Genomic DNA, 23,953 nt, shown 5'->3' with positions numbered 1-23,953 from the left:
ATACCTAGATAGCTATGAGCAGGGAGTTTGGTCCCAGCTGGAATTTGAAGCTCGTAACTGCCCAAGCTATCCACTACTGGTGTTTCCTTCAAGGCGTCTACGTTGGTGTCCGTTAAGTCAAGATTTGGACTATTGACATCTACTGTAAATTCCGCAATTCTCCACCACTTATTTAAGGTTCGTGTATTGCGAATGCGAACAAAACGAGTTGTAAATTCTTGCACAATATCAGAAGTTCGTTGCCCTGATAAATTTTGAAGCGTTGTCCAATTTGTACCATCTGCAGAATATTCGATGACACCAGATGCTAGTTTGTCTCGTTCCCCTTGCATCAGATGAACTCGTTTTACTTTGTGCAGTCCACCTAAGTCCATTTGTACCCAGGCTTGCGCTGGTGTGACATTGGTCTGATCAACATGTGCCATCATGGATTCTGTGTTTTCTCGACCATCTTGCATCTGAACAACACTTGTTCCATATTTGTAAACAAGGTTTGGACTTAAACTAATAGTGCCCCTAACCTTCTTACTACCCAATTCTAGGGGTCTGTTAACAGCAATTTCACGCATGGCAAGCCAAGCATTATCCTTCTTAGCTGTTGCTATCATACGAACAGCTTGAGCTGTGATATCGAGGTCATTAAATTCCAGAATACGTTCTCTACCAGTATAAGCGGGGCTCGTTATGGCTACCCATTCTCCATGTTCATTTTGATATTCAACAAGAGCATTACTAAAGGTATAATTATCGGCCGTATTAGTACCCGTAGCGAAACCTAATTTGTGTATTTTAATTGCCTTATTAAAGCGCAAGCCTACATAATCGCCTCTCTCAATCACAATGGTTGTTTTGGCAATCACATGTGTATCAAAGTCACCATCTGTGACTTCTTTCAATCCGCCTTCTATTCCAGCACGATTCGTAATAAATGTTGTCACAAATTTATCTGGATTCAACATTGCTTGGATATGTAAGGCTAAGTATTCTTTGAGATTATTGATAAATGGTCGAATATGTTGGACACCAAATTCTGCGTATTCATAATGGTCAACGTAAAAGAAGGCATACTTAACTGACTGGTCATAATGTTTGACTCCGGCCTGATAATACTCCCACACCTTGGCATCATTCTTTTCAGTAAGACCTTCTGTAGCTGTTAGGAAAGCTTCAAGCGCGTTCATTTGATCTACTGTATTCTCTAACCAATAGTGAATTTGTTCGATTAATTTCTGATCACCTTTTTCTTTAAGTAATAGAGCATTGGCTTTCAAACCAGCAAAAATTTCCCTCAACTCTTTTCTTTCAGTATCCAGATTTTGACCAGATTTGAGTTTGTTATAGAATTCTGTCAATTTTGGAGCCAATTCTACAGACTCTTCTAATTTAGTGACATGGGGAGGTCTATTTTGATTGCGCATGTGTTTTCCGAGTTCTCGAAAAGCCTTCGAAACACTGCTTTCTTCAAAATGATCATTAACTACATAGTTAAAAGCCATATCGTTGATTTGTTCTGCTTCTTCTACACTTCTCCATTGTTTCCATCCATACTGAGCCATATCAAAAAGTGCCACTTTAGATGCTTCAGATTGTTGCATTGGATTTAGCATAATTCCTTGTGCAAGTGATAAATCAACATTTGGATGTAAGAATTTTTCACCACCTCCAAGAATTAGGTGGGGTTTTGTATTATCATTACATGGCCAGTTAATCCAGAACTGAATTGGACGGTAAGTCTTACCACCTTCTGTTAAATTTTTCTTTAAGTTCGTTAAGAATGTTTGGTCAACAGCCCCCCAGACCTTTCCACCAGTAAGAGTTAAATGGACATTTTCAGGAAGATGTTCATTCAAGGTTCGAAGTTCAGCTTCAGTTCCTTGCCCCATGTACCAGGCAGGAACAAAAATCATATCTTTACGGAGACCACTGTATGTTGTTTGTTTTTCAGTCAACCAATTTGTGATATCCTTCATCAAGCGAACATAACTATGGTAACCACCAACTGGGCTTGGTGCATCATCTGCAAGCACACCAAATTCACGCACTCCCACGTCCAACAACTGAGTAAACTTAGCCTTTATGGTTGCAAGATCAGCCTGGTAATGCGCTTCATTGCCAAAGCGGATACGATTGTTCATAAATGGATGGATGGTCCAAACATAACGTGTTTTCGTTTGATTACCGACACGTGCAAGTTCTCGGATTTCAGCCAGTTTTTCTTCTGGGTAAAGTTCACGCCATTTCTTATTGTGGTATGGATCATCTTTTGGTGCGAAATAGTATTGAGTTAACTTCAATTCACTTCCATAACGCATCAATTCTTTACGATTTTCATTAGACCATGGATTTCCATAGTAACCTTCGATAAACCCACGGTTCTTGATTTCAGCGTAATCTTCCACTGTCACATTGCGAAGGACTGGCACTTGACTTTCCTTGAGCATATGTTTCAAGGTTGTCAAACCATAAAAGACCGCATCTGTGTCTTTTCCGACGATGGAAATCGAATTATCCTTGATGCTCAAGGCATAGGCATCGATCTTGTCAAAGAGACCTGCTGAAACATTGGACAAGTTTTGCTCTGCTTGTGAACCTTGTCCATGCACTCCAAGATAGATATTGGTTGCGCCAGCGATTGCTGCCTTACCAGTTGTATAAGATACTTGATTGTCCTGCAAGACACTCTTCAAGCGATTGCGAGTATAGATATCGAGTTGATCGCCCATGACCAGATTGACTTGCTTACGAAGGGCTGTGACTCCTTCTCCATAAGTCACTTTTTGTGGAGTTGGGAAGACCTTGTACTCTTTCTTGAGATAGTCTGCGCTCTTGCTGGCAGCCACAATGCTGTCTTCGCTAGCTGGTTTACTTGCAGTGAATTGATCTGCCAATTCAACTGTTCCATCACCTGTTTGCTCTACTTTTGGAGTTTCAGGTGTAATTGGTTGACTAGGTTTAGCCATTTCTTTATCATTTTGTCCTCCACTCATGGCTTCAGACGGCTTTGTTTCATTCTCTGGAATTCCAGGTGCTTCAGCTGGTTTAAGATTATTTGTCGAATCAGTAGAACCAATCGTTCCTGTAGTTTCTCCATTTCCAACTGTCGAGCTATCTTCCTTCCCAGCATTTTCTTCTGCTTTCTTCAAAACTGCTGCAAGTTCATCAGGTAACTTTTCCAATGGCTGAGCTTGAGTTATAGTTCCCTCTTTATCTCCTACACTACCTGTTTCTGCTGCCTCTACTAAATTAACACCAAAGATACTGGCACCAATCATAATAGAAGCTACTCCAATAGCGAATTTACGAATACTGTAATGACAACGTTTATTGAAAAAATTTTTATCCATCTTTATCTTATCTCCTTTCATCCAAACACGAAAGTAAACGATTCCATTTTTACTAGTAAAGACGGAGAGGCCTAATCGGTCCTCTCCATCTCTTCAACTCATTTATCGATGTGATTTTTTATCATCGACCAAGCTATACCAATAGGATAGCATTAGACGCACAAACTAATCCTCTTTTCGTTTTGCAGTTAATAGGGCTGCTGACAAGGCCAAGCTAACACCTGCCAAGAAAATAGCTGTTTCAGATTCTCCCTCACCTGTTTCTGGTAATCTATTTTGCTCTTCTTTTACTACTGAAACATTTGGTTTTATAGTCTGGTCATGAGCTAATAGCTCTACTGGATAATCTGGTTTTTCAAGAATAGGCGCTTCCTCATTTCCTACCGTGGCTAGAACACCATGATACTCTGGAAGTTTATGTTCTAGAGCCATTACAGCATTAACGCCACCCTTAAATTCAGGTTTCTCAACGCTTGGTGCCGCTTGATCTCCTACAGTAGCAAGAGTTCCTGTGTATTCTGGAACTTCATTGACTGCTGCTTCTACAAAGTTAGCACCTCCTTTGAATTCTGGAACTTCATTGACTGCTGCTTCTACAAAGTTAGCACCTCCTTTGAATTCTGGAACTTCATTGACTGGAGCTGGCTCCTCGCCTTTACTACTTGAAATAGATGCTTTCACTCCTACTTCAACAATGCGATCCCGAGCCTTTCTTTCTTCAGAATGAACAAGACTTCTAGTAGTACCCAAAACTTGAATATAGTCAACTTTTTCTCCATCTTGTCCTTCAGAAACGATACGACGTTGACCTTGAGCAAGTTCAGGGTTTTCACGAATAACTTCTTTAAACGGAAGCGGAGTCTTTTCAATTTCCAAACTTGGAGTTTCTGCTACTAAGTTCTTAACGCCTTCTGTTGGTGTTGTTTGGAAGGTAAACTTAAAGTGTAAACGATATTCTTTCACCAGATTTCCATCTTTGGAAACAAGACGAACCAGTGTTGGAAGATTGGCATTTCCAGAATCTACAACTGTAACTACTCCATGTCCACTAGTTGTTGCAGTGACTTTTGGTTTTGAACCCATTGTTGTTAGAGTGTAATCTGTCACATTTGGATCAAAGTTTTCCAATGCTTTTCCGTCGATCGAAATAGTCGCTGATGGTGTTTCCACTTCTGATCCCTTGCCTGCAGAGTAGGCTGTAAATTCTACAAGTGCAAGACCATTGGTGGTAGCCTTACGAGTCATGCGCGCACGAATAGCTGTCGTTTGAACCGGTTCAAAGTTAAACTCGATTGGTTTACCAGCTACTAATTCTCCAGAAGCTTTGTAAGAAATTGGTGCCCAATTTTCTGCCTTGTTAAATGGATGATCGGCATTTTCTTCGTAACGAGAAATCGTACTTGGTTCTGTAAAAGCAGGACCAATATATCTTTCTAGAACCATTTTCTCTGGAGCATCTGTGCCACTATCTTTAAAGAACTGAATGGCTACTTTCCCAATAGATTGAGAAGCAATTTTTCCATCCTTCTTAAAGAGTAATCCAACAGAAGTTTCTTGATTTTTCGGAGTACGAGACCAGTTTGTCCAACGTCCATCTTCATTGTATTTTCCATCATTGATATAGAAAATTCGATCATGTGAAGCTGCTTGAGTATCGTTCGTTGTCGAAGCAAAGGCTTTAGAATCAGTTTCATTGTTGCTTGGATTTTCTGAAATAACTTGATTGCCTTTAGAAACAACTGTCACCTGCATTTTAGTCGTTAGATTTGTACCAATGACATGACCGGTAACTTCAAATGTTCCCTCATGCTCTGTCTCATGTTCAGGAATAGCATCCCACTTCACTGCAAGTTTATCTGTAGTCCAATTAGTTGAAGTTGGATAATAAACACTTACTTCTGAAGGAAGTTGAAGATTGTCTCCAACATTCAAGATTTTAGCACTGTTTTCTGCAGCAAGAGGTTGACTAGTTTCTCTCTCATCATTGCGGAAAATTCGATATTCTTTCAACACCGTACCATCTTCTGCTTTCAAGATGAGACGTGTTGCACCTTTTGGACTTGTTGCAGGAACAACTGTTACCAAACCATTATTGCTAGCTGTTGCTGTGATTTCTTTGCTAGATTGAGGGATATAGTAATCTGTCTTAGATGGATTAAAATGTTCAAGATCCTTGCCATCTACCTTGATAGAAATCTCTGAACTTGTTTCACTTAAGACCTTGTTTCCAAGCACAGTTAGCTCTGTCAGACCAACACCTGATGTTCCATCTGCTTTCTTCATACGAATACGAACAGCGTAGGTTTCGACCTTGTCAAATGTGAAGTGATTGGTTTGAGTTGCAGACAGCTGACTTGGAGCATGTAAGTTTTCAACTGCTTTCCAATTGTCTGGATTATTAAATGGATGATTGCTATCTCGTTGCGCATGACTGACATCACTTGGTAAATCTGGAATTTCTTTACCTACATAATATTCAACTACATATTCTTTTGGAAGACCAATTGCTCCATCAGTATAGAAATCAACCGACAAATTGTTGACAAAACGCTTCGTCAAGTCTCCTGAATTACCAAATAAGATAGAAGCCCAGTCATTATCAGTATTTGTTCTCCAAGTAGTCCATCTATTTTTAGCATCTGATGGCGTTCTTGATACAGTCAAATCGTTCAAGGTGTTGGCTGTGTCATCTCCTCCTGTATTGGATACAATGGCAGCTGGTAATTGTGAACCTGTCCATTGTTTAGAGATATTATTTCCAGCAACCACTTGACTAGACACTCGAACATGAGCTTTAGTTGTCAGATTGCTACCTACTAAACGACCATTGATTTCATAGACCCCTTCAGTTTGACTAAAGTTGGCTGGAACCTGATCCCAAACAACATCTTTGTAGATAGTTGTTCCGTTAGAATGGTAAGCCCGGACATTAGCTGGCAATTGAACCGTCTCACCCTTAGGTACTGTGAGACTGATTTCCTCTGCAACTTGCAATCCTTCAACCGTTACAGTCGCTTGAGCTTCAATATCTGTGCCTTCCACATGTCCTTTAAGCGTAAAGCTATGATAGTGCCCCAACTCTTTTTCATCTACCTTATCCCAAGCTACAGATACTTTGCGTGGCAAGCCCTTATCAAATTCTGCTCCAACTTCTTTAGGTAGATTCGGTTGCTGATTGATATCTGTAGAAACAGACACAGGATGAAGTTTCACAATCTTCTTGCTGACTTTATTTTCTTTAATCTCCACTTCAGTGGTTACAGATTCTGTTTTCTCTGTTTGATTATCGATTCGAGGTGTCAAAGTCACTCTTCCCTTAGTATAGAGCAATAGATTCTGACCATTCACCTCAAGATGTCCCCCATCAGATGATTTAGCTTCTAAGTGAATATCTGAAGCCGAAAACTCTGTTTGTGAACCATCCTCATAACGACCAATGACGTGATAAGTTAATACTTGATCTTCAGTGGCAGTTTCTTTTCCTTCTACAACCACTTCCAAACGTTTCAAAGCAGGAGCTTCCTTCACAAACTGAATTAAGTAAGTTTGAACCAAATCACCCTTTTGGTCACTCAAGAAGACAGAAGCCTGATAACCATTATCAGCAGAAGCTTGCTGAACAGTTACTTGATATCCGGTAGTCTGAGTTCCAACACTTGGAATAGTTGCAGTGTAAGGAAGGGATACACGGTAATAGGTCTTGCCAGACTCAAAATTCTCAAGAGCTTTATCCCCAACAGTAAGTCCTGTAATGCTACTTGTTGTTTCCTTACTACTTGCGATAAAGGTTGCAGTCACTTCACGGTCGTCATCTACCAATTTACCAGTAGCCTCCGTACGTCCACCTTCCTTGTTCAAAGCAGCAGGGTCTTTCAAGGTCCAAGAAACAACATCAGTATCAATCAAGCTACCATCTGTCAGAACAGCTGTGACCGTTTTATCCAAATCAGCCGCATTCGTTCCAACTGGGACTGTAGCAACTTTTGGTAACCATCTATCTAAAGCAATCACTTTAACAAGTGCCTCAGCTTTAGTTTCCAAACCTTCTACACGTCCAGATACTTTTTTCTCACCTGCGCTTGTAAGCAAGTCAGATGGCATTTCCCAAGTTACAGTCTTTTCCTCAACACTACCGTCACTATAAATAGCTGTTACTGTTTGAGGTAATTCAGGATTTGTCGTCACATCAGTTGTTGCTTTTACAGGAGCAAAGGCTACAAAGTGACGATTTTCTTTCTTACCAGACACCGTTGCGACCGTTGCGCTATCAGATGTCAAACCAGCAGAATCTGCATAAAGAGTAAATTTACCTTCTTTTTCTGTTGATTTTACAATGACAACCCCTTTACCATTGAAAGCACGTCTTTGCCATGTTCCATCTGCTTGAGCTTTGTAGCGTTCACGACTAGCTTGTTCTCCATTATCCACACCAACGATTTGTCCCTGACCATGAAGATTGAAATGAACAAGATTGTTAGCTGTAGGAACCACATTACCATCGCCATCAACAATTTCATAATGGATGTAGGATAGGTCCTTTCCATCTGCAGTGATAACATGCTCTTCTTTAGTCAGACGAACTCTTGCTGGCTCCCCAGCAGTTGTCACACTATCACGCGCAATTTCGTTGCCATTTTCATCTCGAGCAATCGCAGTCAGTGTGCCTGGTTGGTATTTCACAAGCCACTCAAGATACAATTCACTTGGTTTAGCTCCCTCATGATATGGACGTCCATCTTCTGTCCTTTTCTTAGTAAATTCCTTTTTACCAAGCGACTCTCCATTTAAGAACAATTCGACGCTTGCAGCATTTGAGAAGGTACGAACTGGAACCTTTCCATCAATCAGCATCTTGCGATCCTTAAGGGTCTCTTCAGTCCAGTTCCAATGTGGTAAAATGCGAACAGTTGGCTTTTCTTTAGCACTATACCATTCACTACGGTAAAGGTAGAAATCATTCTTTGGTAAACCAGCTGTATCAATAATACCAAAGTAAGAGCTCTTGACAGGTGTACTATCTTGGTTATGCCATGGAGTCGGTTCTCCAATATAGTCAATTCCTGTCCAGATAAATTGTCCAGCATAGCCAGCACGATCACGGTCAAAAGTCCATGATTCAGTAGCTGTTCTTCCCCATCCAACACGGTCATTACCATAGTCAGATTGTTCATAGTGACGATTTGGACGATTGTCATGTCCAAGGATTTGAGCAGGGTTATAATAAGAATCACGCGTCCTAGTAGCTGAAGAAGTTTCAGAACCATAAATGAGCCAGTCTGGATGCGCTCTACGAACAGCATCATAATTACGTTCACCATAGTTCATACCGACAGCATCCATAATTTCTGCGAGTTTCAAGAAATCACCTGTCGCCGCACGACTAAATTTGTTTTCCCCCATGGTTACATAACGCTCAGTATCAATCGCTTTGATAACTGCCTTCAAGCGTTTAGCAGTTTCGATAGAACGAGGACTACCATTTGCCTCCTCTACCTCATTTCCAAGAGACCACATGACGATAGACGGATTGTTCTTATCACGTTCTACCATTGTTCTGAGATCAAAATCAGACCACTTCTCACCCTTCTTAGCCTCCGGATGAGTTGCATCTTGATCAAAGAACCGTCCATAGTCGTAAGTCTTCTTGCCACCATACCAAGTATCAAAAGCTTCCTCTTGAACCAAAAGACCTAAACTAGCTGCAGCATCAAGCAACTGAGGACTCGCTGGATTGTGGGTTGTTCGAATAGAGTTAACCCCCATATCTTTCAAGAGTTTTAATTTACGATAGGTAGCCTTATAATTCTCTTCTGCCCCCAAGGCTCCATTGTCATGGTGAATACTTACTCCGTGGAATTTCATGCGTTCACCATTTAGAGAGAAACCTTCCTTAGCAGTCCAATTGAAATAACGGTAACCAAATGTATCTTCTGTTACATCAACTAGTTGACCTTCTTTATAAACCTTTGTTTTCAACACATACAGTTGAGGATGATAACTTTTTGTCGTCCAAAGAGTTGGTTTATTAACTAGGATTGTTTGTCTGAAATCTGCAGTTTCATTTTCTGCTAAATTCTTCGTTTCAGAGCGGACTAATTCTGAAACAACCTTACCTTCCTTAGTAAAAATTTGTTGTTCTACAAAGACTTTAGCAGCCTTCTTATCCGTATTTTTAATCTTACTTTGAACCTGTGTTTCAACATTCCCTTCTTTTTGCTCAGCAAGTTTTGGAGTAGTGATATGATTACCATTTTCGGCAACATGGACTTTATCACGATAACTAAGGGTTACATCACGATAAATCCCACTTCCTGAATACCAACGACTACTTGGTTGCTTATTGGTCACTTGAACAGTAATTGAATTTTCACTACCATCCTTGTTTAAAAATTCTGTGATATCATATGAAAAATGATTATAGCCACTTGGATAATGTCCGACAAATTTACCATTTACATAGACCTTTGAATCCATGTAAACCCCATCAAAATTGATACGAACATCCTTATTCTTGTCTGCTTCGTCTAATGTGAAAGTCTTACGATACCAAGCTGTTCCACCATTTAACTGCCCACCTTCATTACGAGCGGGAGACTTGTGATCAAAGTCAAAATAAATACTCCAATCATGAGGAAGATTCAATTTAGACCAATCATGAACATCCACATCTTTTTTTGAAAAATCTCCTTGGGCATTTAGTTTAAAATACCAATCTTTATTAAAATCTTGTTTTCGTTCCGATAATAGCTGTTTTTCCTTTTCAACTTCGGCTTTGTTTGACTCTCTAGACAGCACTTGCGATTTTTCAGAAGAAGGTTTAATCTCTGTGTCTGCTTTCACTTGGTCCTTTTCAGAAGTTTTTTTAGAATCCTCTTTCACTTCTGTTCCAGCTGTTACTGCAGATTCAACAGGCTTTGGATTTGCCTCTTCAGATTTCTGTTTGTTATCAGCCTTGTTTCCTTCTTCTACTTTATTTGGAGTTTCCCCTTTAGGACTAACCAATTCACGACTACTCTCGTTAGTAGGTGTAGTAGGTTCTGTATCCTTAGTCACTTTGTCTTCTGCCGATTCAGCTTTTGGTTTTACAAACTCACGCCCACCATTCTCATCAGCCTTTGCAATAGCAGCTGCCACATCATCGGGAAGCTTATCTAAAGGTTGAGCTTGATGAACAGTTGTTTCTTCTGTTTTAGCATTGGATGAAGCCACCTCCTCAGCTTGTACAGCAGAAATACCAAATATACTAGCCCCAATCATTACAGATGCCGCACCTATTGCAAATTTACGAATGCTATAATGACAACGTTTATCAAAAAGTCTTTTGTTCATTAAAATCCTCATTTCTTTTTCTTGATACAAAGTAAGCGTTTACTTTATTTTAAAAAATAACCTCCTTCTGAATACACAAACAAGTACCAAGTTTTATAATATATTTTATATATTAAATATATCAAAACGCACCTTAAATTGCAATTATTTTCCATTAATTTAACCCAATAAAATGATATATAAGAAGGGGTCATTTAAGAAGGAATAGTTGCAATGAAAATAGCTTTCGATTCTAGATTCTTTCTACTACAAATTGAATTCCATTAATATCTTTTTCAAACTTCAAATTTATAGTTTATAGACTGCATTACTCTACATAAAAAGAAGGCGAACCTTGTTCTACCTCCTTCTACACTATTTTCCCTTAAATTCCGCAAAAGTCTGTAAGATTTTGGCTGCTACTGCTGGAGAAGGAGCTCCTTTTAGCTCTAACGTTTCATCTGCATATGGAGTAAGGCCAGCAAAGTCTCCTATCTGAACTGAATAAAGAGATGTCTTAAACAGTTCAATATCGTTTTGATCATTTCCAAAGGCGATGAAGTTTTCCCCACATAACGTTTCAACTGTTGTAGCCTTGTGAGTATCTAAGGGGTTGACATAAAGACACTTTTCATGCGCATGATAGGAGAGATGAGCCTGCCCCAGTCTTTCTAACTGACCAAGCAGATCATCAAGCAACTCCTCATGGTCACCCATATAAACGACTACCTTAATCGGAGTACCCAAGTCCTCGAGTTTCTGATGACGAGCGACCTTTAGGGGATCCACACTGGAGAAAAATGGAATCTTCTCCACAATCTGACCACTATAGTCAAAGCAATCATCTACAAAGAAAGGGAGATTATAAGTCTGGCAATAATCCACTAGCGCCTGATAAACTTTAGCATCGAGATTCCTTTCGAAGATAGCCTTCCCCAGATGATAGGCTACGCCTCCATTCAACCCTATGACCAAGCGCTGACTGAGTTCGGAACCTAATAAACCCAAACAATCCCGATAAGAGCGAGCTGATGCAAACACAAGCTCATGACCATAATCTTCAGCCTTTAAAAGAACCTGCTGAATCTCCTCGTCTATGGTCATGTAGTCAAAAGATAGCGTTCCATCCAGGTCAAATACGAATTTCATTTTCCTAGTCCTTGTTTAGTGTTCGAAGCGCTGACTGATAGGTTTGCTCCATTAGCATGGTAATCGTCATAGGACCAACTCCACCAGGTACAGGTGTAATGTGACTAGCCAGTGGTGCAACAGCATCATAATCAACATCTCCACAAAGCTTGCCATTTTCATCTCGGTTCATCCCAACGTCAATGACAACCGCTCCTGGTTTGACAAAGTCAGCAGTCACAAACTTAGCGCGACCGATTGCAACGACAAGAATATCTGCCTTAGCAGCAACCTTAGCAAGATGATGGGTGCGTGAGTGGGTCAAGGTCACTGTTGCATTTTTAGCCAAAAGAAGCTGAGCCATCGGTTTTCCAACAATATTTGAGCGACCGATAACAACCGCATTTTTACCTTCCAGGTCAATCCCATACTCATGGAACATCTCCATAATCCCTGCAGGTGTCGAAGGAATCATAACTGGGTGACCAGACCAAAGGCGCCCCATATTTAGGGGATGGAAACCATCCACATCCTTTTCTGGGTCAATGGCTAATAAAACCGCCTCTTCATCGATATGTTTGGGTAAAGGTAACTGAACCAAAATCCCATGCCAAGTTGAATCTTGATTGTATTTAGCAATCAAGTCCAACAATTCCGCTTGTGTAATAGTTTCTGGAACTCGCACAACTTCACTACGGAAGCCAGCAGCAAGAGCTGACCGTTCCTTGTTGCGAACGTAGACTTGGCTGGCAGGATTGTCCCCAACCAAAATCACCACCAAGCCTGGAACTAGACCTGTTTCTTCTTTTAGTTTGGCTGTCTTTTCAGCCAACTGTCCTTGTAACTTAGCTGCAAGAGCCTTCCCATCAATAATCTGTGCCATATTTCTTCTCTTTTCTATCAAATATCTTCTATTATATCAAAAAATGACTTGTCATTCTAACACTTCTTGACTAATAGACCTTATAGTTTGAAACTATAAGAAAAAGCTCTTATCGAGCTTTTAGTGCCTATTTATACTAGGTAAACTTGTCATGCTTTCTTTTTGACCTTGGGAGCCGGTAAAACTTCATACATATCCTTGATTAGTCTCGCTAGAAATGACTTGTCTTCAAGGTCTTCTAGTAAAATCATTTCCTTAGCTCCTTCATAAGGACGTTCAAGCCTAGTTTGTCCCAGTTGATCCAAAACCACCTTCACAGGCTTAAGTAACAGACGATTATCATAGATTCCCCCAATAATCTTCCCACGATAATAAAGGATATACTCTCCCATCATTGGACGATAACTTATCTCCCCTAGTTCCGATAGCTGTTCAAGAATAAAATCTAAATATTCTTTACTGGAAGCCATGATGCCTACTCCATTTCTTCTAAAAATGAGGTCTTACAAAATCTTACTCAAAAATTCCTTGGTCCGTTGTTCTTTTGTTTGATCGAAAATCTCCTCAGGCGTTCCATCTTCGACAACAACTCCATCCGCCATAAAGATAACACGGTCTGCCACCTCACGCGCAAAGCCCATTTCATGAGTCACAATCACCATAGTCATCCCTGACTTGGCGAGGTCTTGCATAACAGCTAAAACCTCTCCAACCATCTCAGGGTCTAGGGCTGAAGTCGGCTCATCAAAGAGCAAAACGTCTGGCTCCATTGCCAAACCACGTGCAATGGCAATCCGTTGTTGCTGACCACCTGACAAACTCTGAGGATAGGCCGTCGCCTTATCTGGCAAACCAACTTTTTCTAACAGTTCCTGTGCTCTTTTCTCCGCAACTTCCTTGCTTTCACCTTTGGTCTTGATCGGAGACAAGGTGATATTTTCCATGACCGTCATATTTGGAAAGAGGTTGAATTGTTGGAATACCATGCCCATTTTCTCACGCATGGCAAAAAGGTCATTTTTCTTATCTGTGATATCAACTCCTTCAAAGATAACCTTACCTCTACTTGCTTCTTCAAGGAGATTCATCGAGCGAAGGAGGGTTGACTTCCCGCTACCTGATGGACCGATAATCACCACAACTTCCCCTCTTTTAATCTCAAGGTCAATCCCTTTCAAGACTTCATTTTTTTCAAAAGACTTATGCAAGCCTTCAATTTTTATCAAGGTTTCTGTCATTATTTCTTATCTCCTTGTCCAATATAATTTTCAAATGCTTTCAAGGCTACTGTCAAAACAGAAGTCATAATCAAGTAATAAAAGGCTGCAAATAAAAGGGGAGTCAACGGTAAATAAGTTGTTGTTGCTACTGTCGTTGCCCCATTCCACAGCTCCATCACCCCAATCGCTGACAAAAGAGAACTATCCTTGATAATGGTGATAAATTCATTTCCCAATGCTGGAAGAATATTTTTGATTGCCTGTGGCAAAATGACATAGCGCATGGCATTTTTGGGACGAATACCCAAGGAATAAGCCGCCTCCAATTGTCCTTTAGGAACTGCATTGATCCCTGCACGAACGGTTTCAGACACATAGGCACCACTATTCATCGAGATAATCAGAATACCTGGAATTAAGCGGGAAAGGTCCACACCTAAAATCCCTACTTGAATAGTGGGCGCATCGATATGCATGAGGGCAAATGCAATCATAATTTGCACCATCATCGGTGTTCCTCGGAAAATCCATACATAGACATTTGCAAACCAGACAAGAGGCTTAAAACGTGATCGTTGAGCAAAGGCCAATAAGACGCCTAGAATGGTACCGAAAAAGACTACCAGAATTGAAATCACTACAGTGATAAGAGCACCATAATTAAAATAAGGTAAATACTTTGGTAAAAAGGAAAAATTCATATAAACTCAGCTTTCTAAATATCAGATTGTATGATTATAACATGATTTGAATTAAAATTCAATATTTTTCACTGATTTTCACCAATAATTTTATGCAAAAGAGAAATAGCGAGAAATCTTAGTTTTTTCTAGTCAAGTCCCCGTGGTTTATGGTAAAATAGTAACGATAAGAAATGGAGGAGAATCATAATGGAATCACATTTGGTTAGAATCATCAACCGCCTAGAAGCTATGACAAAAGATGGCGGAAATCTAAAACGTAATTTTGAACGTGAAGGAGTTGTTGTTGCAGAAGTTGCATACAGCTATGACGAAGAAAATGGATCACTCTTCACCCTTCGCGATGTTGAAGCGCGTGAAACCTATACCTTTGATAGCATTGATTTGATTGCAATGGAGATCTACGAACTCCTTTACTAATAAAAAAGCAGCAGGGAAAACCTGACTGATGAACGAGAATCCTTTTTGTCCCTGCAAATAGGATTTTTTCTTACCCTCATAAGCAAAGATTTTCTTATAGAACTTCTCTCGAAATCTCCCTAACCCAATCTTTTTACTTGCTTTACACCTTAATCATGCTATAATGAGAGTATAAAACTTTGACTATTTTTGACCTTTTTTCTTAGGACAAGAATAAGAATGAAATGAGGTAGATGTATGCTCTGTCAAAACTGTAAAATAAACGACTCAACAATTCATCTGTATACCAATATCAATGGACAGCAAAAGCAAATTGATCTCTGTCAAAATTGCTATAAAATTATCAAAACAGACCCAAACAATACCCTCTTTAAAGGAATGACTGACCTAAACAATCGTGACTTTGATCCTTTCGGAGACTTTTTCAATGATTTGAACAATTTCAGACCTTCTTCTAATAACATCCCTCCCACTCAATCTGGTGGAGGAGATGGGGGCAATGGGGGTTATGGACCTCAAAACCGCGGCCCACTTCAAACACCTCCTAGCCAAGAAAGAGGACTCCTAGAGGAATATGGTATCAATATTACTGAGATTGCTCGTCGAGGAGATATCGACCCTGTTATCGGTCGAGATGAGGAGATTATCCGTGTTATCGAAATCCTCAACCGTCGAACCAAGAACAATCCTGTCCTTATCGGAGAACCAGGTGTTGGTAAAACTGCCGTTGTCGAAGGTCTAGCTCAGAAGATTGTTGATGGTGATGTTCCCCATAAACTCCAAGGTAAGCAGGTCATCCGTCTGGACGTGGTCAGTCTAGTCCAAGGAACGGGTATCCGAGGCCAGTTTGAAGAGCGTATGCAAAAGCTCATGGAAGAAATTCGCAAACGCGAGGATATCATCCTCTTTATCGATGAAATCCATGAAATTGTTGGCGCAGGATCAGCAGGCGATGGCAATATGGATGCAGGAAATATCCTCAAACCAGCCCTTGCCCGTGGTGAACTGCAAATGGTCGGTGCCACTACTCTCAATGAATATCGTATCATTGAAAAAGATGCTGCTCTAGAGCGCCGTATGCAACCTGTTAAGGTAGATGAACCAACTGTCGAAGAAACCATTACCATCCTCAAAGGGGTTCAAAAAAAATACGAAGACTACCATCACGTCAAGTATACTGATGCTGCTATCGAAGCTGCTGCAAATCTTTCCAACCGCTACATCCAAGACCGCTTCTTGCCAGACAAGGCTATTGACCTGTTGGATGAAGCTGGTTCTAAGATGAATCTGACTCTGAACTTTGTCGATCCTAAAGTGATTGACCAGCGTTTGATTGAAGCTGAAAATCTCAAATCTCAAGCTACACGAGAGGAAGACTTTGAAAAAGCTGCCTACTTCCGTGACCAGATTGCCAAGTACAAGGAAATGCAAAAGAACAAGGTGACCGATCAGGATACTCCAATCATCAGCGAGAAAACGATTGAACATATCATCGAGCAGAAAACCAATATCCCTGTTGGTGAGCTAAAAGAAAAGGAACAATCTCAGCTTATCCATCTAGCAGACGACCTCAAAGCTCATGTCATTGGTCAAGATGAAGCTGTCGATAAGATTGCCAAAGCCATCCGTCGTAATCGTGTTGGACTTGGAACTCCTAACCGACCAATCGGAAGCTTCCTCTTTGTCGGACCAACTGGTGTCGGTAAGACAGAACTTTCCAAACAACTAGCCATTGAGCTCTTTGGTTCTGCTGACAGCATGATTCGCTTTGATATGAGTGAATACATGGAAAAACACAGTGTGGCTAAATTAGTCGGAGCCCCTCCAGGCTATGTAGGCTACGATGAAGCTGGTCAGTTAACGGAAAAAGTTCGTCGCAATCCTTACTCACTCATCCTTCTCGATGAAGTCGAAAAAGCCCATCCAGATGTCATGCACATGTTCCTTCAAGTCTTGGACGATGGTCGTTTGACAGATGGGCAAGGACGTACAGTTAGCTTTAAGGATGCCATTATTATCATGACCTCAAATGCGGGTACTGGTAAGGCCGAAGCCAGCGTTGGTTTTGGAGCTGCTCGTGAAGGTCGAACCAACTCTGTTCTCGGTGAACTTGGTAACTTCTTTAGTCCTGAGTTTATGAACCGTTTTGACGGCATTATCGAATTTAAACCTCTCAGCAAGGACAACCTCCTCCAAATCGTCGAACTCATGCTAGCGGATGTCAACAAACGCCTCTCTAGCAACAACATCCACCTTGATGTAACAGACAAGGTCAAGGAAAAGTTAGTTGACCTAGGTTATGATCCAAAAATGGGGGCACGTCCACTCCGCCGCACCATTCAAGACCATATTGAGGATGCCATCACAGACTACTACCTTGAAAATCCAAGTGAGAAAGACCTCAAGGCAGTTATGACAAGCAATGGTAAGATTCAAATCAAATCTGCCAAAAAAACTGAAGAGGTCGCTTCTGAAAAAGAAGAATAAAACGATCTAACAGGTGCAGGAAGTCTATCATTTTCTGCACCTTTTTTACTAAAATAACTGTAAATTCTTGACAGCTCGCCCCTCGTCCATTATGATAATAATAAAGATACTAGAGAATGAGGAAAATGCAATGGCAAACCCAACTTTTGGTGAAAAAAAAGAGAATGTGACCTACCAGCCCCGCTATGGTGTGTACGCAGTTATTCCGGATGCAGAAAAAAAACAAATTGTCCTAGTTCAAGCTCCCAATGGTGCTTGGTTCTTGCCAGGTGGAGAGATTGAAGCAGGCGAAGACCATCAAGAAGCACTGAATAGAGAACTAATCGAAGAACTTGGCTTTACAGCTGAAATCGGAAGCTATTTCGGACAAGCTGATGAGTATTTCTACTCTCGCCACCGTGATACCTACTACTACAACCCAGCTTATCTCTATGAAGCTACTTCTTTCCAAGAAGTACAAAAACCATTGGAAGATTTTAATCATATTGCTTGGTTTCCTATTGACGAGGCAATAGAAAAACTCAAACGTGGTAGCCACAAATGGGGAATTGAAGCTTGGAAAATCCAGTATGGAATTGACTAAAATACACGATTTTATCCAAAAAGTGCTATAATAGAGTTAGAAAATCGGAGGAACTATTATGAAGCTTATCAACACGACTAATTCACACTCGCAACTTGTTAAAAGCCAATTAGAAAGTACTGACGCGACCCTTGTTGAGGTCTATTCTGCTGGAAACACAGATGTGATTTTCACACAAGCTCCGCTTCACTATGAAATCCTCATTTCCAACAAACACCGCGCTATTCGTGAACCAGAAATCGAAACCATCCAAGATTTCTTCATGAAACGCAAAATCGATAAAGATAGCATCGATGAAGCCAATATCAAGACCCTCTATTCAGATAAATTGATTGAAATTTCTATTCCTACAAAATAAGAAAGCCAGCCAAAAGCTGGTTTTCTTTTGCAAAAAAAGATTGGTAGAAACTACCAATCTTTTAATTTTATTTCACAGCTTCTTTCAAAGCATCTACCTTATCCAAACGTTCCCACGGAAGGTCAATATCTGTACGTCCCATGTGTCCATAAGCTGCTGTTTGACGGTAAATTGGACGTTTGAGGTCTAGCATTTGGATAATTCCTGCTGGGCGAAGGTCAAAGATTTGACGCGCTGCTTTTTCAAGCTTGCTTTCAGCTACCGTTCCAGTACCAAAAGTATCGATACGAACAGAAACAGGCTGGGCAACACCGATAGCGTAGGCCAATTGCACTTCTGCCTTCTTAGCAAGACCTGCTGCCACGATATTCTTGGCAATATAACGAGCTGCATAAGAGGCTGAACGGTCCACCTTAGTTGCATCCTTACCAGAGAAGGCACCACCACCATGACGAGAGTAGCCACCATACGTATCCACGATGATCTTACGACCAGTCAAACCTGAGTCCCCTTGAGGGCCACCAATGACGAATCGACCAGTTGGATTGATGAAGAATTTTGTTTGCTCATCCAAGTAAGAGGCTGGGATAACCTCTTTGATAACCTTGTTAATCACATCATTGTGAATTTGTTCATTGCTGACTTCTGGGTCGTGCTGAGTTGAAATAACGACTGTGTCCACACGTACTGGACGATCATTTTCATCATACTCAACTGTAACTTGTGATTTGGCATCTGGGCGAAGATAGCTGATTTCACCAGACTTACGAAGTTCTGCCAAACGACGAACTAACTTGTGGCTGAGTGAGATTGGCAATGGCATGAGCTCTTCTGTCTCATCCACTGCAAATCCAAACATGAGACCTTGGTCTCCAGCTCCAATCAAGTCCAGTGGATCTTGATCCGCATTCCCACGAACTTCCAAGGCTTCGTTAACACCTTGAGCAATGTCTGGTGACTGCTCAACAAGCGATGGATGAACTCCCACCGTCTCCGCAGAAAAACCATACTCTGTATTGGTATAACCAATCTCTGCAATGGTATCACGAACCACACGGTTGATATCCACATAAGCATTTGTAGAAATTTCGCCAAAAACATGGACTGAACCAGTATACACAGCAGTCTCAGCAGCAACGTGCGCTTCTGGATCCTCTGTTAAAATAGCATCCAAAATCGCATCTGAAATTTGGTCTGCAATCTTATCCGGATGCCCCTCAGATACAGATTCAGACGTGAATAATTTACGTTCTGACATAAAAATGTCCCCCCTTAAAAAATATTGTTATAGAGTTACAAAGTACTGATAGGTATTCCTATAGTACGCGAAAGAAATAAAAACGATACTTTTTTATTTCTGAAGCTAGTAAGGCGCATAAGGTGACCGCATTATAGCAGCAACCGTAGAAGGACGAGTGACTTTGGAGCCGTCATTCTTTGCGAGTTACGACGCAAAAGAAATAAAAACGATACTTTTTTATTTCTGAAGCTAGTAAGGCGCATAGGGTGACCGCATTATAGCGGCAACCATAGAATGACGAGTGACTTTGGAGCCGTCATTCTATGCGAGTTACGAAGCGAAAGAAATAAAACGATACTTTTTTATTTCTGAAGCTAGTAAGGCGCATAGGGTGATCGCATTATAGCGGCAACCGTAGAAGGACGAGTGACTTTGGAGCCGTCATTCTTTGCGAGTTACAAAGTACTGATAGAAATTTCTACCATCTTATCGGGACTATATAACCTTATCATTATACCACTTTTTACTCATTTTTGCATTCTTTTCGATAATTTATAAAATGAAGTTACAAAAAGGAGCCATTCAGCTCCAATTTTGTTCTTAAAATGTTTGGCGTTTTGCTTTACGCTCTGCACGGCCACGTGCGCGATTTTCAGCACGCTTGGTTTTGCGACGTTTTTCATCCACCGCCCATTGAATCTTCTTCTTATAGCCAGGTTTGACTTTTTTCTTTTTCTTTTTAACCAAGCCAATCATTTCAATATCAAGCTTATCCTGCTTCTTTTCACGATTAGCGCGACGATCACGGTCATAGGTATCTTGAAACTCTCCGTCTTTGACCATCTTAGGAGTAAACTTAATCCCTAATTTCTCCAACTCACGGATATCCGAGTCATCACTAGGCTGGTAAAGGGTAATCGCTGTACCAGGCAGTCCATTGCGCCCAGTACGTCCAACACGGTGGACAAAGAAGGACAAATCTTGGGGAATAGCATCATTGATAACATGGCTGACCCCTTCAATGTCAATTCCACGCGCTGCCAAGTCTGTTGCAACAATGTACTCAAAATCCAGATTTTTCACCTGGTTCATAATCCGCTTGCGTTCACGAGGAGCAATATCTCCATGAATCTTTGCTACCTTCAATCCTTGAGCAGTCAAGTAGGCATGTAACTCATCAGCACGCGTCTTTGTGTTAACAAAAATCATTGCCAAATAAGGCTGCATCAACTGAGTCAACTGATAAATTTGAGCATTCTTGTCACGGCCCTTGGTCGAAATCAACCAATTATCAATCGTATCTGAGATGACTGTCTTGGTCTTGATTTTCTCCATGACAGGATTTGACAAGTATTTTTTCAAGAACGGTTGTAACTTTTGTGGAATGGTCGCCGAAAAGACCATGAATTGCAAATCTTTTGGAAGGCTTCCTGCAATCTTGTCAACTGTCTCCAAGAATCCCATATCTAAGGTCATATCGGCTTCATCGACAACAAAAGTCTTAGCCTTGTGAATAGCCAAATCACCAGATTTGACCAAGTCATAGATACGCCCTGGCGTTCCGATAACGATATGTGGTTGGTTGCTGGCAAGTTTTTCAATCTGACGCGCCTTATCCGTACCACCCACATAATTAACCACACGAACTTCGACATCTGAGTGAACTGCAATCTGACGAGCTGCTTGGTAGATCTGAGTAGCTAACTCACGACTTGGAGCCGTAATCACTGCTTGCACACTATCGCTAGTTTCATCTAATTGCTGGAAAATAGGAAGTAGGAAAGTGTGTGTCTTTCCTGAACCTGTTTTTGATTCACCGACCAAGTCTCGACCTGACAAGACGATGGGAATCAACTTATCTTGAACCTCTGTCGGAGTTGTAAATTTCAACTCCTCCAAAGCCTTTTCTATATAGTTTTTAAACTGAAATTTCGTAAATGACATACTATCCTCGATTCTATTCTCACAACCATTATACCATATTTTGTTCTTTTTCTGTAGCCACACTTATCTGACCGATCATAAGGCTCTTAATTTCTCCAAATACCTCTCTTAGACTAGAAACGTAAAAAGAGAAGACCAAATTGGTCTTCTCTAAGTGTTAACTCTTTTGACTCAGATACACTTGGCAAAAAGTCAACTACTTGCTTAACAATCTTATAAAAGTCGAAAGCTGCTAGATAACATCAGTGCTTAATCATCTTTCCGCTTGCGACCAAGAAGCAACGCTGCTAGACCTGCAAGAAGAGAGCTAGTCATTAGACCAGTGAGTGAAAGTGGTGCAGTGCTACCTGTATTTGGCAATGTAGCTTGTTTTTCCTTTTCTCCTGCTGGACTTTGAGCTGGTGGATTCTCTTCAGGTTTTCTTGGTTGAAGTCTATTTGCCTGATTATTATCGGAACCCTGCTCTTCTCCTGGATTAACTGGTGGAACTGGATTTGGTTGAGGTGCTGGTTGCGGTTGTGGCGTTGGTGCCGGCTGTGGTTGCGGACTAGGATCTTGCTTAGCTTCAAAGACCCACTTACCGACGAAGGTTAGATTTGCCTCCTCTTCCACTTCTTGGTAACCTAAGAATGTCCATGTACCATTTGCAACAGCAACTTCTACAGGCATCGGTGCTTCTGGAACGAAAGCAATCGCTGCAGAAGAACTTGTAGTATATGTTCCACTTTGTGGAAGTAAACTCAATACTTCTGCTGGCAAGTTGTTGTCTGCGGTTGCACTTTCGAAGCGGTAAGTCACTTGATAGGTTTCAGTTACTGGTGCAGGCAAAACATTAACTGGTACAGACACCTCAGTAGAAGAACCATCTGGATAGTCAACTCGTACCTTACCTGTGTAAGTACCTGATTTTGTTGTGTCAATTTGACCTGCAGGTGTGATATCAACTACCTTAGTGCCAGCTGGAAGGCTTGACAAGTTCGTCACATTATCGGTCAAGTCAGGTGTTTGTCCAACCTTGATAGTTTCTTCCGTTACTTGAGGCGTATAAGTTTCAGCATTTGTCGGATTCGCCTTGAATTCCCATTTTCCTACAAACTCTACATTTGCCTTGTTGACAACGGCGCTAGCTGCGTCATAACCCTTGAAGGTCCATGTGCCGTCGTTCACTGCGTCGGTGTAAGTGGTTTGAGATGGTTGTTGAGCGGAAACAGAGGTACCATTCACATACGAATCACTATCGCTTGGAGTCAATGCTGTGATGGCTGCTGGAAGAGTCTTACCTGCTGTCTCGCTCTCGAAACGGTAACTTGCTTGATACTTGTTAGCTTCAAAGGCCCATTTCCCTACAAACTCTACATTAGCCTTGTTGACAACGGCGCTAGCTGCATCATAACCCTTGAAGGTCCATGTGCCGTCGTTCACTGCGTCTGTGTAAGTCGTTTGAGATGGTTGCTGAGCGGAAACAGAGGCACCATTCACATAAGTTGCACTGTCGCTTGGAGTCAAGGCTGCGATGGCTGCTGGAAGAGCTTTTCCTGATGTTGCGCTCTCGAAACGGTAACTTGCTTGATACTTGTTAGCTTCAAAGGACCATTTTCCTACAAACTCTACATTTGCCTTGTTTACGACTGCATTGGCTGCGTCGTAACCCTTGAAGGTCCATGTGCCGTCGTTCACTGCGTCGGTGTAAGTCGTTTGAGATGGTTGTTGAGCGGAAACAGAGGCACCATTCACATAAGTTGCACTGTCGCTTGGAGTCAAGGCTGCGATGGCTGCTGGAAGAGATTTCCCTGATGTTGCGCTCTCGAAGCGGTATGTAGCTTGGTACTTGTTAGCTTCAAAGGACCATTTCCCTACAAACTCAACATCGGCCTTATTGACTACAGCGCTAGCTGCGTCATAACCCTTGAAGGTCCATGTGCCGTCGTTGACAGTATCTGTGTATGTAGTTTGGGATGGTTGTTGAGCGGAAACAGAGGCACCATTCACATAAGTTGCACTGTCGCTTGGAGTCAAGGCTGCGATGGCTGCTGGAAGAGATTTCCCTGATGTTGCGCTCTCGAAGCGGTAACTTGCTTGGTACTTCTTAGCTTCAAAGGACCATTTCCCTACAAACTCAACATCGGACTTATTGACTACAGCGCTAGCTGCGTCATAACCCTTGAAGGTCCAAGTGCCGTCGTTCACTGCGTCGGTGTAAGTGGTTTGGGATGGTTGTTGAGCGGAAACAGAGGCACCATTCACATAAGTTGCACTGTCGCTTGGAGTCAAGGCTGCGATGGCTGCTGGAAGAGATTTCCCTGATGTTGCGCTCTCGAAGCGGTAACTTGCTTGGTA

The 23,953-nt window shown here is 41.4% G+C and carries 13 protein-coding genes and 2 pseudogenes; 4 read left to right on the top strand and 11 right to left on the bottom strand.

All coding sequences use genetic code 11. The features are described from left to right. The 8 genes and pseudogenes from K1I53_RS09210 to K1I53_RS09175 form a co-directional block, all read right to left on the bottom strand. Positions 1–2,957: pseudogene (locus K1I53_RS09210) on the bottom strand (beta-N-acetylglucosaminidase domain-containing protein); the annotation flags it as partial. A gap of 321 nt (positions 2,958–3,278) precedes the next feature. Further along, positions 3,279–3,344, bottom strand: a pseudogene (locus K1I53_RS09335) (YSIRK-type signal peptide-containing protein); the annotation flags it as partial. 165 nt (positions 3,345–3,509) lie between these two features. Then, the gene (locus K1I53_RS09200) at positions 3,510–10,673 is read right to left on the bottom strand and encodes an SIALI-17 repeat-containing surface protein (RefSeq protein ID WP_223329175.1); all 7,164 of its coding nucleotides are present in this window, start codon (positions 10,671–10,673) and stop codon (positions 3,510–3,512) included. A gap of 354 nt (positions 10,674–11,027) precedes the next feature. Continuing rightward, entirely contained in the window at positions 11,028–11,801 is a 774-nt protein-coding gene (locus tag K1I53_RS09195) for an HAD hydrolase family protein (protein ID WP_038806272.1), read from the bottom strand. A 4-nt stretch (positions 11,802–11,805) separates the two neighbouring features. Beyond that, entirely contained in the window at positions 11,806–12,663 is an 858-nt protein-coding gene (locus tag K1I53_RS09190; protein WP_185952348.1) for a bifunctional methylenetetrahydrofolate dehydrogenase/methenyltetrahydrofolate cyclohydrolase, read from the bottom strand. A 149-nt stretch (positions 12,664–12,812) separates the two neighbouring features. Beyond that, entirely contained in the window at positions 12,813–13,133 is a 321-nt protein-coding gene (locus K1I53_RS09185) for a TfoX/Sxy family protein (RefSeq protein ID WP_038806274.1), read from the bottom strand. Between the two features lie 33 nt (positions 13,134–13,166). Beyond that, positions 13,167–13,901 (bottom strand): amino acid ABC transporter ATP-binding protein, encoded by a 735-nt coding sequence (locus K1I53_RS09180; RefSeq protein WP_223329174.1) that lies wholly within the window; start codon positions 13,899–13,901, stop codon positions 13,167–13,169. After that, positions 13,901–14,584, bottom strand: a complete 684-nt coding sequence (locus tag K1I53_RS09175) for an amino acid ABC transporter permease (protein ID WP_061408778.1) — start codon at positions 14,582–14,584, stop codon at positions 13,901–13,903. Before K1I53_RS09175 ends, K1I53_RS09180 begins: the two co-directional genes overlap by 1 nt. A gap of 189 nt (positions 14,585–14,773) precedes the next feature. On the opposite strand from K1I53_RS09175, the gene K1I53_RS09170 reads away from it, so the two are divergent. The 4 genes from K1I53_RS09170 to K1I53_RS09155 all read left to right on the top strand — a co-directional run bounded on the left by K1I53_RS09170 (position 14,774) and on the right by K1I53_RS09155 (position 18,432). Continuing rightward, complete coding sequence (locus tag K1I53_RS09170; protein WP_000443579.1) at positions 14,774–15,004, top strand: DUF1797 family protein; 231 nt, start codon at positions 14,774–14,776, stop codon at positions 15,002–15,004. Positions 15,005–15,241: 237 nt separating this feature from the next. Further along, the gene (locus tag K1I53_RS09165) at positions 15,242–17,491 is read left to right on the top strand and encodes an ATP-dependent Clp protease ATP-binding subunit (RefSeq protein ID WP_223329173.1); all 2,250 of its coding nucleotides are present in this window, start codon (positions 15,242–15,244) and stop codon (positions 17,489–17,491) included. 130 nt (positions 17,492–17,621) lie between these two features. Then, positions 17,622–18,074 carry an NUDIX hydrolase gene (locus tag K1I53_RS09160; RefSeq protein WP_223329172.1) on the top strand — a complete coding sequence of 151 codons (453 nt, stop codon included), beginning with the start codon at positions 17,622–17,624 and terminating at the stop codon, positions 18,072–18,074. Between the two features lie 58 nt (positions 18,075–18,132). Next, on the top strand, positions 18,133–18,432 hold the full coding sequence (locus K1I53_RS09155) for a DUF1827 family protein (protein ID WP_125449679.1): 300 nt from the start codon (positions 18,133–18,135) through the stop codon (positions 18,430–18,432). 67 nt (positions 18,433–18,499) lie between these two features. Here the strand turns inward: K1I53_RS09155 and metK are convergent, their stop codons facing one another. From metK to K1I53_RS09140, 3 genes are all read right to left on the bottom strand, one after another. Beyond that, the gene (gene metK, locus K1I53_RS09150; protein WP_223329171.1) at positions 18,500–19,690 is read right to left on the bottom strand and encodes a methionine adenosyltransferase; all 1,191 of its coding nucleotides are present in this window, start codon (positions 19,688–19,690) and stop codon (positions 18,500–18,502) included. A 582-nt stretch (positions 19,691–20,272) separates the two neighbouring features. Beyond that, positions 20,273–21,616, bottom strand: coding sequence for a DEAD/DEAH box helicase (locus K1I53_RS09145; RefSeq protein WP_223329170.1), 1,344 nt, complete (start codon positions 21,614–21,616; stop codon positions 20,273–20,275). A 249-nt stretch (positions 21,617–21,865) separates the two neighbouring features. Then, the coding region (locus K1I53_RS09140) for an SHIRT domain-containing protein (RefSeq protein ID WP_223329169.1) at positions 21,866–23,953 on the bottom strand (2,088 nt) is incomplete at its 5' end.

The organism is Streptococcus oralis (assembly GCF_019929365.1).
In the GTDB taxonomy this organism is placed as follows: domain Bacteria; phylum Bacillota; class Bacilli; order Lactobacillales; family Streptococcaceae; genus Streptococcus; species Streptococcus oralis_BT.
This window is presented reverse-complemented; position numbering and strand designations above follow the sequence as displayed.

Excerpts from the sequence above, each read along its gene's own strand:
- K1I53_RS09145 (WP_223329170.1), bottom strand. The coding sequence starts at position 21,616 with ATGTCATTTACGAAATTTCAGTTTAAAAACTATATAGAAAAGGCTTTG.
- K1I53_RS09165 (WP_223329173.1), top strand. The coding sequence starts at position 15,242 with ATGCTCTGTCAAAACTGTAAAATAAACGACTCAACAATTCATCTGTAT.
- K1I53_RS09185 (WP_038806274.1), bottom strand. The coding sequence starts at position 13,133 with ATGGCTTCCAGTAAAGAATATTTAGATTTTATTCTTGAACAGCTATCG.
- K1I53_RS09155 (WP_125449679.1), top strand. The coding sequence starts at position 18,133 with ATGAAGCTTATCAACACGACTAATTCACACTCGCAACTTGTTAAAAGC.
- metK (WP_223329171.1), bottom strand. The coding sequence starts at position 19,690 with ATGTCAGAACGTAAATTATTCACGTCTGAATCTGTATCTGAGGGGCAT.
- K1I53_RS09180 (WP_223329174.1), bottom strand. The coding sequence starts at position 13,901 with ATGACAGAAACCTTGATAAAAATTGAAGGCTTGCATAAGTCTTTTGAA.
- K1I53_RS09200 (WP_223329175.1), bottom strand. The coding sequence starts at position 10,673 with ATGAACAAAAGACTTTTTGATAAACGTTGTCATTATAGCATTCGTAAA.
- K1I53_RS09175 (WP_061408778.1), bottom strand. The coding sequence starts at position 14,584 with ATGAATTTTTCCTTTTTACCAAAGTATTTACCTTATTTTAATTATGGT.
- K1I53_RS09195 (WP_038806272.1), bottom strand. The coding sequence starts at position 11,801 with ATGAAATTCGTATTTGACCTGGATGGAACGCTATCTTTTGACTACATG.
- K1I53_RS09190 (WP_185952348.1), bottom strand. The coding sequence starts at position 12,663 with ATGGCACAGATTATTGATGGGAAGGCTCTTGCAGCTAAGTTACAAGGA.
- K1I53_RS09170 (WP_000443579.1), top strand. The coding sequence starts at position 14,774 with ATGGAATCACATTTGGTTAGAATCATCAACCGCCTAGAAGCTATGACA.
- K1I53_RS09160 (WP_223329172.1), top strand. The coding sequence starts at position 17,622 with ATGGCAAACCCAACTTTTGGTGAAAAAAAAGAGAATGTGACCTACCAG.